This window comes from Chitiniphilus purpureus, assembly GCF_025642115.1.
GTDB classification, from domain to species: domain Bacteria; phylum Pseudomonadota; class Gammaproteobacteria; order Burkholderiales; family Chitinibacteraceae; genus Chitiniphilus; species Chitiniphilus purpureus.
This window is the reverse complement of record NZ_CP106753.1, coordinates 2855610-2869840: the sequence shown is the minus strand read 5'-3', so window position 1 is coordinate 2869840 and position 14231 is coordinate 2855610. Positions and strand designations below refer to the sequence as shown.

Annotated in this window: 13 protein-coding genes; 11 read left to right on the top strand and 2 right to left on the bottom strand. The window is 65.7% G+C overall.

Annotation, left to right across the window (positions count from 1 at the left end):
* Window positions 1-65: 65 nt before the first annotated feature.
* The 4 genes from N8I74_RS13225 (at window position 66) to N8I74_RS13210 (ending at window position 3466) form a co-directional block, all read left to right on the top strand.
* Window positions 66-941, top strand: coding sequence for an NAD kinase (locus N8I74_RS13225; RefSeq protein WP_263123571.1), 876 nt, complete (start codon window positions 66-68; stop codon window positions 939-941).
* Between the two features lie 17 nt (window positions 942-958).
* Window positions 959-2614 (top strand): DNA repair protein RecN, encoded by a 1656-nt coding sequence (gene recN, locus N8I74_RS13220; RefSeq protein WP_263123570.1) that lies wholly within the window; start codon window positions 959-961, stop codon window positions 2612-2614.
* A complete protein-coding gene (gene tadA, locus N8I74_RS13215; protein ID WP_263123569.1) occupies window positions 2607-3104 on the top strand; it encodes a tRNA adenosine(34) deaminase TadA in 498 nt (165 codons plus the stop codon). Before recN ends, tadA begins: the two co-directional genes overlap by 8 nt.
* Before the next feature lie 101 nt (window positions 3105-3205).
* The gene (locus tag N8I74_RS13210) at window positions 3206-3466 is read left to right on the top strand and encodes a hypothetical protein (RefSeq protein WP_263123568.1); all 261 of its coding nucleotides are present in this window, start codon (window positions 3206-3208) and stop codon (window positions 3464-3466) included.
* An 88-nt stretch (window positions 3467-3554) separates the two neighbouring features.
* Here N8I74_RS13210 and N8I74_RS13205 read toward each other — a convergent pair whose 3' ends face one another.
* On the bottom strand, window positions 3555-3821 hold the full coding sequence (locus tag N8I74_RS13205; protein ID WP_263123567.1) for a hypothetical protein: 267 nt from the start codon (window positions 3819-3821) through the stop codon (window positions 3555-3557).
* A 372-nt stretch (window positions 3822-4193) separates the two neighbouring features.
* On the opposite strand from N8I74_RS13205, the gene N8I74_RS13200 reads away from it, so the two are divergent.
* From N8I74_RS13200 to N8I74_RS13190, 3 genes are all read left to right on the top strand, one after another.
* A complete protein-coding gene (locus N8I74_RS13200; RefSeq protein WP_263123566.1) occupies window positions 4194-4985 on the top strand; it encodes a DUF2243 domain-containing protein in 792 nt (263 codons plus the stop codon).
* A gap of 388 nt (window positions 4986-5373) precedes the next feature.
* The gene (locus tag N8I74_RS13195; protein ID WP_263123565.1) at window positions 5374-6579 is read left to right on the top strand and encodes a glycoside hydrolase family 18 protein; all 1206 of its coding nucleotides are present in this window, start codon (window positions 5374-5376) and stop codon (window positions 6577-6579) included.
* 167 nt (window positions 6580-6746) lie between these two features.
* The gene (locus N8I74_RS13190) at window positions 6747-8525 is read left to right on the top strand and encodes a glycoside hydrolase family 18 protein (RefSeq protein WP_263123564.1); all 1779 of its coding nucleotides are present in this window, start codon (window positions 6747-6749) and stop codon (window positions 8523-8525) included.
* Window positions 8526-8682: 157 nt separating this feature from the next.
* Here the strand turns inward: N8I74_RS13190 and guaB are convergent, their stop codons facing one another.
* Window positions 8683-10149: an IMP dehydrogenase gene (guaB, locus tag N8I74_RS13185; RefSeq protein ID WP_263123563.1), complete on the bottom strand. Its 1467-nt coding sequence runs from the start codon at window positions 10147-10149 to the stop codon at window positions 8683-8685.
* Between the two features lie 171 nt (window positions 10150-10320).
* On the opposite strand from guaB, the gene N8I74_RS13180 reads away from it, so the two are divergent.
* From N8I74_RS13180 to N8I74_RS13165, 4 genes are all read left to right on the top strand, one after another.
* Complete coding sequence (locus N8I74_RS13180; protein WP_263123562.1) at window positions 10321-11466, top strand: patatin-like phospholipase family protein; 1146 nt, start codon at window positions 10321-10323, stop codon at window positions 11464-11466.
* 87 nt (window positions 11467-11553) lie between these two features.
* The gene (locus N8I74_RS13175; RefSeq protein WP_263123561.1) at window positions 11554-12072 is read left to right on the top strand and encodes a disulfide bond formation protein B; all 519 of its coding nucleotides are present in this window, start codon (window positions 11554-11556) and stop codon (window positions 12070-12072) included.
* Window positions 12069-13010, top strand: coding sequence for a hydrogen peroxide-inducible genes activator (locus N8I74_RS13170; protein ID WP_263123560.1), 942 nt, complete (start codon window positions 12069-12071; stop codon window positions 13008-13010). Before N8I74_RS13175 ends, N8I74_RS13170 begins: the two co-directional genes overlap by 4 nt.
* A 39-nt stretch (window positions 13011-13049) precedes the next feature.
* Window positions 13050-14198 (top strand): NAD(P)/FAD-dependent oxidoreductase, encoded by a 1149-nt coding sequence (locus N8I74_RS13165; RefSeq protein ID WP_263123559.1) that lies wholly within the window; start codon window positions 13050-13052, stop codon window positions 14196-14198.
* Window positions 14199-14231 lie beyond the last annotated feature (33 nt).

Genomic DNA, 14231 nt, shown 5'->3' with positions numbered 1-14231 from the left:
CCTATGGTTAAATGCACAACCTGAGGATGGCCGGCCCGGCCATGCCGCCGCCACTGTGGAGCGCCATGCAGAGCCTGTTCAAGAACATTGCGCTGGTTTCGCGCCAGAACACGCCAACCATCGCCGAACCCATCAAGCGGCTGGCACAGATGCTGGCCGGGCAGGGGGCCCGGGTACTGATCGAGACCGAATCGGCCATCGAACACGGCCTGGACACCTTCGACCGGGTCGAGCGCGCCGATATCGGCAAGGTGGCGGATCTGGCCATCGTGCTGGGTGGTGATGGCACCATGCTTGGCGTGGCGCGCCTGGTCGCCCCATACCGCACGCCGTTGATCGGCGTGAACCAGGGGCGGTTGGGATTCATGACCGATCTGCCGCTGGATGAGATGGAGCGCCGGGTGGGCGAGATCCTGGCGGGAGCCTTCGTCCCCGAGGAGCGCATCCTGCTGGAAACGTCGGTCAGACGCGACGGCAACGAAATCGCCCAGGCGCTGGCGTTCAACGACGTGGTGTTCAGCCGCGGCTCGACCGGCTCGATGATCGAATTCGAAGTGTTCATCGACCGGCAGTTCGTCTACAGCCAGCGCTCGGACGGGCTGATCGTGTCCACCCCCACCGGCTCCACCGCCTACGCGCTTGCCTCCGGCGGCCCGATCATGCATCCGAGCCTGCCGGCGATCGCGCTGGTGCCGATCTGTCCGCAGTCGCTGTCCAATCGGCCCATCGTGGTCAACGACACCTGCGAGGTGGAATTCCTGCTGACCCGGGCCCATGACGCGCGCGTATATTTCGACAATCAATCCGATTGCGAGCTGCGCGAAGAGGACCGTGTGCTGATCCGGCGCTATCGCAATACGCTGCGCATCCTGCACCCGGTCGGCTACGACTATTACGATACCTTGCGGGTCAAGCTCCACTGGGGCACCCGCCTGCACTGACCGGTCCGGGACTGCCCATGCTCTGCTCGCTCGGGTTGAAGAATTTCGTGCTTGTCGACGAACTGGCGCTTGAGTTCGGGCCGGGCATGACCGTGCTCACCGGCGAGACGGGCGCCGGCAAATCCATCCTGCTCGATGCGCTTGGATTGCTGCTGGGTGGCCGGGCCGACCCGGGCCTGCTGCGCCATGGCAGCGACAAGGCCGATCTGACCGCGGAGTTCGATCTGGCGGCGGTGCCGGCGGCGCGCGCATGGCTCGTCGAGCACGAGCTGGCCGGGGACGAGCCGGGCACGCTGCTGCTGCGGCGTACGCTCGACGCGGCGGGCAAGAGCCGTGCCTTCATCAACGGCGTGCCCGCCACGCTGGTGCAGCTCAAGGCGCTGGGCGAAACCCTGGTCGCGATCCACGGCCAGCATGCACATCAGCGTCTGCTGCAACCGGAAACGCAGCGGATGCTGCTTGACAGCTATGCCGGTGCGGATGCCCTTGCCAAGGATACCGCTGCAGCCTGGCGGGCGTGGCGGGCCGTGGAGGATGAGCTGGGTCATGCGCAGCGCAACGCTGCCTCGTTTGCCGCGGAGGCCGAGCGGCTGCAGTGGCAGATCGACGAGATCGCCAGCCTTGGCTTCGGCGCCGAGGAATGGCCGGTGCTCGAAGCCGAACATTCCCGGTTGCATCACGCCGCCAGCCTGATCGACGGGGTGCAGGCCGCCTTGCTGTCGCTGGCCGACGGTGAAGAGAACTGCCAGGGCCAGCTCGCCGGTACGGCGCACCGGCTGGATGAACTGACCGGCTACGATCCGGCATTGGGCGAAGTGGGTGAGCTGCTGGCGGCTGCCGAGGCCAGCCTTGCCGAGGCAGTGCATGCGTTGCAGCGCTATGCCGACCGGCTCGACCTCGACCCGGCACGGTTGGCCGAGGTGGAGGCGCGGATGGATGCGATCTGGCGCATGGCGCGCAAGTATCGGGTCGATCCGCAGCAGTTGCCGGAAATGCTGGCAGCGTGGCAGGCGCGGTTGCAGGCCATTGGCGGCGGCGGCGGGATCGAGGCGCTGGCCCGGCGCGCTGCAGCGGCCCAGGCCGACTACCGCGCCCAGGCCGCGGCGCTGTCGGCACAACGGATCGCGCACGCCGGCGTACTGGCCGAGGCGGTCACCGGGCAGATGCGGCCGCTCGCGCTGGCGGACAGCCGCTTCGAGGTTGCCCTTGTCACTGGCGAGCCGGGCGCGCACGGCCTGGAGCAGGTGGCATTCCGCGTGGCGCATGCCGCTGCCCCGGCCCGCGATCTGGCCCGCATCGTCTCGGGCGGTGAGCTGTCGCGAATCAGTCTTGCACTGCAGGTGATCGTAAACGCGCGCTTTGCCGTGCCCACGCTGGTGTTCGATGAAGTCGATGTCGGTCTTGGCGGGCGGGTGGCCGAGATCGTCGGACGCCTGCTGGCCGAACTGGGGCGTGCATGCCAAGTGCTGTGCGTCACCCATCTGCCTCAGGTTGCCGCCTGCGGCCGTCATCATTTCGTGGTCAGCAAGCACAAGCACGCAGACGGGCTGACCAGCGCAGTCACGCCGCTGGCGCCCGAAGCGCGCGTCGAAGAGATCGCCCGCATGCTGGGCGGGGTGGAGATCACCGAGACGACCCGTCGGCACGCTGCCGAGCTGCTCGGCCATGCTTGAGCCGGTCGATGATCCCGGCTGGTCCGCTGATGACGTGCGCCATATGCGTACAGCGCTGCGCCTGGCGGGGCGCGCCGCACGGCTGGGTGAGGTGCCGGTCGGCGCGGTGGTGGTCCATCAGGGCGAAATCATCGGGCGTGGCGGCAATGCCCCGATTGCCCGGCACGATCCGAGCGCGCATGCCGAGATGCTGGCGCTGCGGCAGGCCGCGCGCTGGCTCGGCAACTACCGGCTGCCGGGATGCGAGCTGTATGTGACGCTGGAGCCCTGCATCATGTGCGCCGGCGCCATGATGCACGCCCGGCTGTCGCGGGTGGTCTACGCCACGCGCGATCCCAAGACCGGCGCCGCCGGCAGCGTGATCGATCCATTTGCCGAGCGCCGCCTCAACCATCACACCATCATCCTGGGTGGCCTGCTGGCCGATGAGGCGGCGTTGCAGCTGCGCGAATTCTTCGCCGAACGGCGGCGGCAGCAGAAGTTGCGCTGAGCGTCGCCGGCGGCGGTCCGCTTCTTGCTTCATCACGGGTCTGTCCCGGCTGGCTGTATCTCCGGCCGGGGATGCGTGCAACGTCGCAAAGGAGACTGGATATGGCACAGCAGAATCAGGATTCCCCGGTGCAACCGGACCAGGATGATGTGATCGGGGGAACATGGGGCGTGGCGGTGGTGTTGCTGGGGGTGGTGCTGATTCTTGCCAGCCTGCCCTTGATGATCATGCCGCCGTTTGGCTTCTTGCTGTTGGCCGCCGGCTTGCTGCTGCTGTTCTTTGGCAGCAGGAACCATTTGGCCGCGCGCAAGATCCGCCGCAACCCGCATCGGCCGCAGGAGGAGAAGATGCGGCACATGTAGTCGCAGGCTGGCGTCGGCCTTGCCATCTTTTAAAAAGGCACGGCCCCGCTGTTGCGGGGCCGTGCCTCGTCTGGCTTGGGGCTGCGACTTAGCGCGAGCTGCCGGTACCTGTGCCGGTGCCGCTTGTACCGGTGCTGCCGCTGCCATTGTTGCTGCTGCCACGGTTACGCGTGCTGCTGTCACCCTGGTTGCGGCGACGTTCCTGGTGGGTCGCGTTGCCGCGTTCGGCCGGTGCGCTGGCCGTCTCGCGCTGGGTATTGCCGTTGCTGCCTCCGTTGTCCGCGGCGGAAACGGCGAACGAGGTGGCCAGCAGGGCGGAAGCAAGTACGGCAGCGGTCTTGGTCATGGTACGCATGGTTGAAAGCTCCTTTGGATGGATGTTGCACAACTGCAGGGGTGTGCAGTGCAACAAACGTGCCGTATGGGGAGCGGCGCGTGGCTGGTCTGCTCATCCAGGGGAATGGAAGGGGCTTGCCATTGGCTTAAGCCGAGCACTGCCGCGTGCGGATCAGGTGGGAAACGGCCTGTTGCCGTTCGTCGGGCATGTGATGCAGCGGGCCGGGTTGCCTGGCAGGCGCCCGTGAGGACAGCTGAAGCGATGCGGCGCCTTTTACAAAGAAGTAATGAATAAATTACTGGCGACGGCTGCGGCGGTGCCGGAAACCGGCAGACGCTTTGCTGGAGCGATGCTTGCTGGGCCAGGACGTCCATTTTGCGGAGCACGTCCATGGCCCCCACCATCCGACCCGGCTTTGCCGATGCCCGACGCCTGACCCAGGCGGGCTGGTTGCTCGGCCTGAGTCTGGGTGGCTTCTTCGATGGCATCCTGTTGCACCAGATCCTGCAATGGCATCACCTGCTGAGCGCCGTCACCCGTGCGCCGTTCGGGGATCTGCGCATGCAGGTGCTGGCCGATGGTGTATTCCATGCCGCGATGTACGCAGTGGCGATCGCCGGTCTGGTCCGGTTATGGCAGGCCGTGCCGGGGCTGGTCATGCCGGGCGCACGGCGACGTCTGCTCGGGTCAGTGCTGCTGGGGTTCGGTGCCTGGCATATCGCGGATGCAGTGCTCAGTCATTGGTGGCTGGGCCTGCATCGGGTGCGCATGGACAGCGAGGTACCCCTGTTCTGGGACCTGCTCTGGTTCGCCGTATTTGGCCTCGTTGTGACGGGCTGGGGGGTATGGCTGCGCCGGCATCCCGGCGGTGGCAACGTGCCACCCCGCTCCGGTGCGCTGCTTTGCACCGTCTTGGTGCTGGTATGCGGCGCCATCGCGGCCCTGCCGCCGCCCGATGCCCGCATGGTGCTGGTGATGTTCCGTCCCGGGGCTGGCGCCGCCGGCGCCCTTGCCGCGATCGAGGCGGCCGATGCGCGGATTGCCTGGGCCAGCCGGGACGGCATGGTCTGGGCGCTGCAACTGCCTGCCCCCGGACAACATGCCGTGTTGTATCGCCATGGCGCGATGCTGGTGAGCTATTCGCTGTTGCCCAACGGCTGTTTCGCTTGGTCCCGCCGCTGAGGGCCTGCCCGCTGTATCGCCCCGGTTGCAGCATTCCCGGCGGGGGCGGGGTGCCGCGCCGTATGTTGCACCAGCGGCCGCTGGTGCGATGCAGCGCATGACTTGCCTATTCCGTCTGGCGGAATGATTTGGGCCCATCGCTGCGTTGGGCTCCCGGGCAACCGGGCTGCTGGCTGCATCGGCCAGTAGCCCGTCGGTGCAGGACGGCATTGCAGAACAACAGCGCGAGTCTGCTCTGCCAGCAAGGCCACAGCGCGCAGGGCAAGCCGCGCAATCAAGGCAAAACAGGTGCCCGGGTGCGGCAAGGGCAGACAAATGGCGGCATGGCGATGCTGCTAGCATGGGCTCCGCCTTCGGGCGAATCCAAAGAACGATAAGGAGAGTACCCATGCGTAAGCCCATTCTAGCCCTGTTGACCGCCGCAGCCCTGCTGCCGCTGGCCCAGGCTGCCGAACCCGTCGTCCCCACCGCGGCCAGCAAGCCCTACCGCGTCGTGGCCTACTACATCTCGTGGGGTGCCTACGGGCGTGATTTCCTGCCCTATGACATCGATGCGAGCAAGGTCACCCATATCAACTACGCCTTTGCCAACATCAAGGACGGCGAAGTGGTGGTGGGCGATCCCGGGGTGGACACCGGCGGCAAGAACAATTTCGAAACGCTGCAGCGGCTGAAGAAGAAGAACCCGAACCTGCGCACGCTGATCTCGGTCGGCGGCTGGAGCTGGTCGGTCAATTTCTCGGAGTCTGCCGCCACCCCCGAATCGCGCAAGCGCTTCGCCGACAGCGCCGTGGCCTTCATCCGCAAATACGGCTTTGACGGCGTGGACATCGATTGGGAATACCCGGTCGAGGGCGGCTCGGACGAGATGAAGCACCGGCCCGAGGACAAGCAGAACTACACGCACTTGATCGCGGCACTGCGCAAGGCGCTCGACGCCGCGGGCAAGGAGGACAAGAAGTACTACGAGCTGACCACGGCGGTGTGGGGCAACGACAAGTTCATCAAGAACACCGAGATGGACAAGGTGAGCCGCGATTTCGACTTCATCAACCTGATGTCGTATGACTTCAACGGGCTGTGGAACAAGTTCTCCGGCCACCTCGCGCCGTTCCGCAACGATCCGGCGTACAACAAGCCCGGCATCAGCGACAAGTTCAACGTGGTGTCGTCGGTCGAGGCGTATTTGAAGGCGGGCGTGCCGCCTGCCAAGCTGGTGGTCGGCATTCCGTTCTACGGTTTCGCGTGGAAGCAATGCCCGCCCGAGCGCAATGGCGAGTACCAGGATTGCAACGGCAAGGGGCGCGGCACCTGGGAAGAGGGCAATCTGGACTTCAGCGATATCGAAGCCAACCTGATCAACAGGAACGGCTTCACCCGCCACTGGAACGACGTTTCCAAGGCGGCGTTCCTGTACAACGCCAAGACCGGCGAGTTCGTCACCTACGAGGACCCGCAGGCGCTCAAGCACAAGCTTGACTTCATCAAGGAGAAAAAGCTGGGCGGTGCGATGTATTGGGAAATCACTGCCGACCGTAAGCAGACGCTGGTGAACCAGATCGCCGAATCGTTGCTGCCCAAGCCGGGCAAGTAGACGCAAAAGCTCCGGGACGTTGCGCAGGCGGTACGCCGCCTGCGTCCGGCGATGCACATTGCCGTGCCATGCGATATAAGCAAGCTTGGCACGGCGGTGCGTGTGTGGACGTCCGTCGTTTGCCGATAACTATGCCGGCGACAAGCCGGTGTTCCGGAGCGATAAACATGTACAAGAAACTGGTGCTGCCGGCGATGTTGGCCGCCGCCTTGGCCCACGCCGACAGCGTGGTTCTGGACGAAAAATTCGACAACGATCTGAACACGTTATGGATCGGGCAGAACGGCGACGGCAGCGTACCCATGCATGCCACCATCGTCGACGATCCGCTGCGGCCGGGCAACAAGGTGGTCCGCTTCGACAAGCCGGTGTTCGGCGGTGATATCTTCACCAAGGAGAAATTCCCCGAAGGCAAGTACACCTTGTCCTTCGAGTACCTGGGCACCTGCGGCTTCAACTGCGGCGGTGTGATCGGCTATACCTCTGAATTCCCGGGGCGGGACAACTGGCTTGCAGGCACGGCCAGTTCCGGCTTCCCCGAACATATCAAGGACACCAAGAAGTGGGAGAGCTACAGCTTCGACTTCAAGGGTCGCTTTGACTTCCATCTCTCGCTGGAGCAATGGGTCCAGTCCAATGGGTCCGGCGGCGACATCTATTTCGACAACGTCAAGCTGGTGCGCAAGGGCGACGGCGCCGGCAAGGGGGCTGCCGCGCCCGCGCCGAAGGTTGCCACGGTCGGGCCGAACGATGCGCCGGCCGGCAAGGGCGCCCAGCTGGTGTTCTATTTCCCGAGCTGGGGGACGGGCCGCGGCTACTGGGTCAAGCACATCGAGCAAAGCGGCACCGCCAAGAAGGCGACGGTGATCCAGTACGCCTTCGGCAATGTGGTCGACAACAAGTGCACCGTCGGCATCGACAAGGCGGGCGTGGGCAGCGCGGCGCTGGACTACTGGGATCCGGTACCGGCCGAGCATACGCTCGACGGCAAGCCCGACCAGGGCGACAAGGGGCTGTTCGGCCATTGGAACCAGATCAAGCAGCTCAAGAAGAAATATCCGCAGCTCAAGGTGGTGATCAGCCTGGGCGGTTGGAACTGGTCCAAGCACTTCTCCGACGCGGCGCTGCCTGCCAACCGCCAGGCATTCGTCAAGTCGTGCATCGATGCCTATATCAAGGGCAACGTGCCGACCCGCGACGGCAAGCTCATCGAGGGGCTGGCCGCCGGCGTGTTCGACGGCATCGACGTGGATTGGGAATACCCGGCCTCGCAAGGAGCCCCCGGCAACGTGGTGCGGCCGGAAGACAAGCAGAACTTCACCGCGCTGCTCAACGAGTTCCGCAAGCAGCTCGACGCGGTCAAGCCGGGCTATCTGCTGACCATCGCCACCGGTGCGCCGTCCAATATCAGCAGCAACATGGAACTGGACCAGATCCACAAGCCGCTGAACTGGATCAACGTGATGACCTATGACTACGCCGGCCCGTGGTCGAACAAGTCGGGCCATCTGGCAACGCTGTACGGCAGCGCGGCCGAGATCACCACTGCCGGGTCGATAAAGGAATACATCGAAGGTGGGGTGCCACCGCAGAAGCTGGTGGTGGGCGTGCCGTTCTACGGCTACGGTTGGGTCCTGTCCAAGACCGACAACAACGGCATGGGCCAGCCTATCAAGGAAAAGGCCAAGGGTACGTACGATCCGGGAACCGCCGGCTATGACGACATCAAGGCAATGCCTGGCCAGGTGTTCCGCGATGAGCGTACCAAGGCGGTCTGGAAGCTCAACGGCAGCGAGATGTGGGTGTACGACGACATCCAGGCGCTCAAGGAAAAGGTCGAGTTCGTGAAGAAACAGCAGCTGGGCGGCATCATGGCCTGGGAGCTGGTCGGTGATACGCCGGATGGTGAATTGGTCGATACCCTGTACCAGGGGCTGCGCAAGTAACCGCTGCACCTGCGGCGTTGCGAAACAGGGCGGCCTTGGGGCCGCCCTGTTTTCATGGTGCTTGCTGCGGCCAAGGCCGGCGGAAAAAAGCCGTAGCCGCGCATGGCGCGGCTACGGCTTCAGTTTTGCAGGCGCGGCAGACGGATGCGTCGCCGGCCTACTCCATGCGGTAGTTCGGTGCTTCCTTGGTGATCTGCACGTCGTGCACGTGCGATTCGCGGATGCCGGCCGAGGTGATCTCGACGAACTCGGCCTTGGCATGGACTTCGCCGATGCTGGCGCAGCCCAGATAACCCATGGCCGAACGGATGCCGCCGACCAGCTGGTGCACGATCGCGGTCAACGAGCCCTTGTACGGTACGCGGCCCTCGATGCCTTCGGGCACCAGCTTCTCGACGTTGGCGGTGTTTTCTTCCTGGAAGTAACGGTCGGATGAGCCTTGCTGCATCGCGCCGAGTGATCCCATGCCGCGATAGCTCTTGTACGAGCGGCCCTGATACAGCTCCACTTCGCCGGGTGCTTCCTCGGTCCCGGCAAAGAGCCCGCCCAGCATCACGCAGTGCGCACCGGCCGCCAGTGCCTTGGCAATGTCGCCGGAGAAGCGGATGCCGCCATCGGCGATCAGCGGTACGCCGCTGCCGGCCAGCGCCTGCGCGACATTCGATACGGCGGAGATCTGTGGCACGCCGACACCGGCGACGATACGCGTGGTGCAGATCGAACCCGGGCCGATGCCGACCTTGACCGCGTCCGCGCCGGCTTCCACCAGCGCGTGCGCGGCGGCAGCGGTGGCGATGTTGCCCCCGATCACCTGCACCTGCGGGAAGTTGCGCTTGACCCAGCCGACGCGGTCGATCACACCCTGGCTGTGGCCATGCGCGGTATCGACGACGATCACGTCGGCACCCGCCTCGACCAGCAGTGCCACGCGTTCCTCGGTATCACCGCCGGTGCCGACCGCGGCACCGACACGCAACCGGCCCTGGCTGTCCTTGGCCGCGTTGGGATGTTCGGTGGTCTTGATGATGTCCTTGACGGTGATCAGCCCCTTGAGCTGGAACCGGTCGTCCACCACCAGCACCCGTTCGAGCCGGTGGGTATGCATCAGCTCGCGCGCCTCATCGATGCTGGCGCCTTCCTTGACGGTGACGAGGCGCTCGCGCGGCGTCATGATCGAGCTGACCGGCGCATCCAGGCGTGATTCGAAGCGGATGTCGCGGTTGGTGACGATGCCCACCACCTGGCCGTTGCCGTCGACCACGGGCAGGCCGGAAATCTTGTGCTGCCGGGTGATCGCCAGCACGTCGCGCACCCGCAGGTCCGGGCTGATGGTGATCGGGTCCTTGACGATGCCCGATTCGTAGCGCTTGACCTTGGCCACCTCCTGCGCCTGCTGCTTCGCACCCATGTTCTTGTGCACGATGCCGATCCCGCCTTCCTGGGCCATCGCGATGGCAAGCCTGGCCTCGGTCACGGTATCCATGGCGGCGGAGACCAGCGGCAGATTCAGGCGGATGGCGCGGGTGAACTGGGTTGCCAGGGAGACATCGCGCGGCAGGACGGTGGAATGGGCGGGAACGAGCAGAACGTCGTCGAAGGTGAGGGCTTTCTGTACGATGCGCATGGGCGAAATCCTTTTACGCCAAAACGAGATTATACCGAAAGCCCCAAGGCGCGCCTACCGCGCCGCCCGCACAACGACAAGGCACAAGCCGCTGCCGCAGCCTATTTTCCAAGTAATGCAGCGGGTGATGAAAAAGGGGCGCACCGCAGCCCGATGACAAGGGGAGGCCGTATGCAAACGGAACGCACGCCAGGGCGCACAGCGCTGATCCTCTCAGGTGGCGGTGCGCGCGCGGCCTACCAGGTCGGTGTGTTGCTGGCGATCAGTCGGCTGCTCGGCCGGCATGCCGGCAATCCCTTCCCCATCCTGTGTGGTACCTCGGCCGGCGGCATCAATGCGGCAGCGCTGGCCGCTGGTGCCACCGACTTTGGGGCCGCGGTGCGTGATCTGGCGCGTGCCTGGCTGACACTCACGCCCGAGCAGGTGTATCGCGCCACGCTGCCCGCGTTGTTCGGTCGCGCCGCGCATTGGGTGGCTTCATTGCTGCTCGGCGGGTTGGGACGCCGCAATCCGCGCTCGTTCCTGGACAACCGCCCGCTGGCCGGCCTGTTGCAGCGTCTGATCGACTTCGACGGCATCGCACGCGCCATTGCCGCGGGTGAGCTGCGGGCACTGACGATCACCGCATCGGGCTACAGCAGTGGCCAGTCTGTCAGCTTCTTCCAGGGCCTGCCCGGACTGGAAGGCTGGCAACGCGTCCAGCGGCTCGGGGTAAGGGCCGAGATCCGGCTGCCGCATCTGCTGGCTTCCAGCGCGATCCCTTTTGTATTCCCAGCTGCGCGTATCCATCGCGAATACTTCGGCGACGGCTCGGTACGGCAGGTCGCACCTATCAGCCCGGCCATCCATCTTGGCGCCGAACGCATCCTGGTGGTGGGCGTGGCACCACAGCGGCAGGCCACGCCGGTGCGGGAAAAGGTGCAGGACTACCCCCCGCTGGCGCAGGTGGCCGGCCATCTGCTCGACAGCATCTTCATCGATGGCCTCGAAGCCGACCTGGAACGGGTGACGCGCATCAACCGCACCCTGGGTTACCTGCCGCAGGCCGAGCGCGAGCGGCTGGGGCTGCGCCCGGTGGCGGTGCTGGCCATCACGCCCTCCCGGCCCCTGGAGCGCCTGGTGATGCCGCACCGTTCCACCTTTCCGCCGGGGCTGCGCTTCCTGCTGGGTGGGCTGGGGGCGTTCCGGCCGCAGGGCTCGATGCTGGCAAGCTACGTCCTCTTTCATTATCAGTACGCGCGCGAACTGATCCGGCTGGGCTATCGGGATGCGATGGCGCGGCGCCAGGACCTGCTTGCGTTCCTGAGCGCTTCCTGAGCCTGTGCTGTGCCACGCTGTTGCGGCTGTACCCGGCGGCGTTACAATCGGCCGCTTGTCTGACAAAGACCGATCGGGGAGTGCGGCATGGACCGCTGGCGTCTGGGGTTTCTTGTGTTGTTCTTGGCGTGTGCCGGCATGCTTGCGTTCGCGCTCTACCATCAGGTCTACCACTGGGTGATGCCGTGCCTGATGTGCGTATACCAGCGCCTTGCCGTGATCGCCTACGGATTGCTCGCACTCCTGGCGGTGGCGTGGCGCCCGCGCAGCCGCGCCGGGCTGCTGCTGCTGGGCGGGTCCCTGGCCGGTTCGGCACTGTTCGGTGCCTGGGCCGCGGCGCTTAACCTGCAACTGCAGTACGGCCCACCCGACCCGACTGCGGCCTGTGCCGCCAGCCTGCCGTTTCCCATCGATCTGAATGATCCGGCCTGGCCGGCCTGGTTTGCGATGCTGATCCGCCCGGTGGGCGATTGCAGCGCGGTCGATTTCACGCTGTTCGGTGTCAGCGTGCCGCTGTGGGTAATGCTGGCCATGTCCGGTATGTTGATTGCAGCCATCTGGCTATGCATGCTGCGCTGGCGCGGCCTGGGGGGGCAACGCCCATGACATTGACCGAACTGCGCTACATCGTTGCCGTGGCGCGCGAGCGCCATTTCGGCCGCGCCGCGGCCAGCTGCTTTGTCTCACAGCCGACGCTGTCGGTGGCGGTGAAGAAACTTGAGGATGAGCTGGGCGTGACGCTGTTCGAGCGTTCCGCCGGCGATGTGACGCTCACGCCGATCGGCGAGCGCATCGTCGAACAGTCGCAGGTGGTGCTCGAAGAGGTGCAGGTGATCAAGCAATTGGCCGAGCAGGGCAAGGACCCGCTCGCCGGTTCGCTGCGACTGGGCATCATCTATACCATCAGCCCCTACCTGCTGCCGCATCTGATCCCGGCGCTGCGCGAACGCGCATCGCAGATGCAGCTGCTGCTGGAAGAGAACTACACGGCCCGGCTGGCCGAGATGCTCAAGCAGGGCGAGATCGACCTTGCCGTGGTCGCCGAGCCGTTCCATGAAAGCGGCATCGTGACCCAGGCGGTGTATGACGAACCCTTTGTGGTGGCCACGCCCAAGGGGCATCCCTGGGAGCGTTTCGGCGCAGTCGATTCCGAGCAGCTGGCCGAGGAAAACGTGCTGCTGCTCTCGCCGGGCAACTGCTTTCGCGACCAGGTGTTGCAGACCTGTCCGGATTTGAACCGCGAAAGCGTGCCGGCCGGCAGCAGCCTGCAGCGCACGCTGCAGGGCAGTTCGTTGACGACAATCCGTCATATGGTGGCGGGCGGTATCGGGGTGACCGTGTTGCCGGCCACTTCGGTCTCGGCGGCGGATGAGGCGTTGCTCAGCATCCGCCCGTTTGCCGAACCGATCCCGACCCGGCGGGTGGTGCTTGCCTGGCGCAAGAATTTCCCACGGCTTGCCGCTGTCGAGGTCGTACGCCAATCCATCCTCAATGCATCGCTCCCGGCCGTGGCCTATCTGCCGGACGCCGAACCCAGCGCCTGAGTGCTGGCATGCCGTGAACTTGATCGAAACAGGTTGCTGATGTCCGAACCCATCATCATCGTCGGTGCCGGGCTTGCCGGCTACAACGTCGCCCGCGAATTGCGCAAGCTCGATCGCGCGACGCCCTTGGTGCTCATCGCGCGCGACGACGCGCATTTCTATTCCAAGCCCATGCTCTCCAACGCGCTGGCCGGCGGCAAGGCGCCCGCCGCGCTGGTGATGAAGTCCTGCGAGTCGATGGCCGAGGAGCTGAACGCCACCATCCTGGCGCAGACCGAGGTGCAGGCCATCGAGGCGTCGGCGCGCCGCCTGATCCTGGCGGACGGCCGCGCGCTCGGCTACCGCGATCTGGTGCTGGCGCTGGGCGCGGACCCGGTGCGTCCGCTATTGGCCGGGGAGCACGGCGCTGTGCTGGCAGTCAACGATCTCTCCGACTATGCGCATTTCCTGGCCCGGCTGCCCGGGCAGGGCGTGGTGGTGATCCTGGGTGCTGGCTTGATCGGTTGCGAGTTTGCCAACGATCTGGTGGCCCGTGGCCTGACACCGGTGCTGGTCGATCCGGCGGCCTGGCCGTTGGCGCGGCTGCTGCCTCAGGAAGCGGGTCGCTGGATGCAGGACAGGTTGCAGCAGCACGGTGTGTCATTCCACCTGGGCCGCCATGCCACCCAGGTCGACTGCAGCGGGCCCGGCTATCGGGTGACGCTGGATGACGGCACCCTCGTGGATGGCGCGCTGGTGCTGTCGGCCATCGGGCTCGGGCCGCGGGTCAGCCTGGCGAGGGCCGCAGGTCTTACGGTGGCCCGCGGTATCGTGACCGGTGCGGATCTGCGGACCAGCGATCCTCACATCTGGGCCGTGGGTGATTGCGTGGAAGCCGCGGGGTTCAACCTGCCTTTCGTGATGCCGTTGATGCAGCAAGCGCGCTCATTGGCTGCGACGCTAGCAGGCCAGCCCATGTCGCTGCGCTATCCAGCCATGCCCATCGTGGTCAAGACCCCGGCATGCCCCACGGTGATTGCGCCGCCGCTCACCTGCCCGGCCGGAGCCTGGCAGGTCGACGCCGGCGCAGCCGGACTCACGGCGCGCTGGGAAACGCCCGAGGGCGTGCTGGGCGGTTTCGTGCTGATGGGCGATGCGGTCCGGCAGCGGCAGACCTTGAGCGCACAGCTGGGCAACTGGCTGGCTTAGGGAACGGTACAAACGCCGCAGGCGCGTGAACCG